General features: G+C 41.3%; 2 protein-coding genes. Both read right to left on the reverse strand.

Annotation, left to right across the window (positions count from 1 at the left end; genetic code table 11):
* Positions 1-158: 158 nt before the first annotated feature.
* A complete protein-coding gene (locus ACHUFZ_RS21195) occupies positions 159-1,010 on the reverse strand; it encodes a DUF4062 domain-containing protein (protein ID WP_152815886.1) in 852 nt (283 codons plus the stop codon).
* 154 nt (positions 1,011-1,164) lie between these two features.
* Positions 1,165-1,442: nucleotidyltransferase family protein (locus ACHUFZ_RS21200; RefSeq protein ID WP_394128708.1), on the reverse strand; the 278-nt coding region annotated here is incomplete at its 5' end.

Here is a 1,442-nt window from a genome sequence, read left to right on the forward strand (position 1 = left end):
CGATCTTTGACTACCTTGTTCATTGGAATCTCCTATTCACATAACGCCCTGTTAAGGTGTGAGCAACGCAATACCGATGCTTCCGCATACCACCTTAAACACTTAAAACAACGCATAGTAAAAATGCCACGCGTTGCGAATCACTCTTAAACAGATTGTTAGGCATTTTTTAACTGATCAACGTACTCATACCCAGAGTGAGTTACTCTAAAGACCTGCCCTTTATGACCGACGGCTTCAACAAAGCCCTCGTTAACTAGACTATTCAGAGCCGCTTCCCATCTTGCGATTTCTCTAGCAGAGTCATTTTGTAGCATTTGCTTTCCGTTAGTTTGCAATGTCGAACCGCCCAAGAAACTTATTTTCATAATATCGCCACTACGGTCTTTCGAAGCTTCAACTAGCAATTCAGCAGCATCATCACTTAACTGGTGCTTAGCTAGACTAGGTGTGCCGCCAAAAAGGTCAATTATCGTAGACTCTTCACGATGAAAGCCAACAAATGGGTCTTGCTTGTTTACTCTCCGAATTAGGGCTTCGTTAATAATATTGCTAAAGTTTTCCAGCGTTTCATACGATGAAACCAAACCTTTTTGATAACATTCCGCCTTGAAGTCCACCAGTTTTTGATACTGCTCTTGATCAACAGAACCCATTTGCACTGGTTGATCAGAAAAGCAAATCATCGCTGGTTTATCCTTTTGTATGTGTTCCCTGATTTCTTCAAGGGTCCCACTTTCATGATCACCAGTTGGAGTACCAATTCGAGTCCAAAACATGCCAATTAAGAAATCTGCATCTTGAAGTATTTGTTTATTTAGGACCCCTTGCGCTCTATCCCCCATTGCAGAGTAAGAGTGAGTCTCCCAACCAATAGCTTGCAAGATGACACCGGTTTCCTCCGAATGAAGGTCATTCCATTTCTGAATCACTTCACGAGCAATTTGTCTTTCTTTTGCAACGTCACTAGGTGAAGCTAAAAATACTTTATATACATTTGCTGAGTACATTTATTTTCCTTTGATGAACTCTAAATTTTCCAGAATGCCTAACGCCCAATTAAGTTGTGAGCAACGCTGCCACCTTACTAAAACACTGCACCGTAATCACCAAACAAGTTGAAACCGAAAGCGCCGAGCGTTGCGAATCAGCTTGAATTGCTTGTTATGGCGCAATTTTCAAAGATGACCACCTAACTAACCACCCTTTTGAATTTACACGATTTTCAAATGTTGCTCGTGACCTTTTGGGATTATGAGTGACATAGTGACCAAATAAAGACTCAAACCCAAATGCTGATACAACTTCATATTGATTCACGCCAGTTTGACGAACACCAACGGCTGTTTCTTTTTCAGGCCAGTAGCTCATAGCATCCACTGAACTTTGATAAGGTTCATCACCATTACGTTCATGCATTTGAGCTTGATTTCGAACTTGCC

It is taken from the genome of Vibrio hepatarius (assembly GCF_043642085.1).
Classification (GTDB): Bacteria; Pseudomonadota; Gammaproteobacteria; order Enterobacterales; family Vibrionaceae; genus Vibrio; species Vibrio hepatarius_C.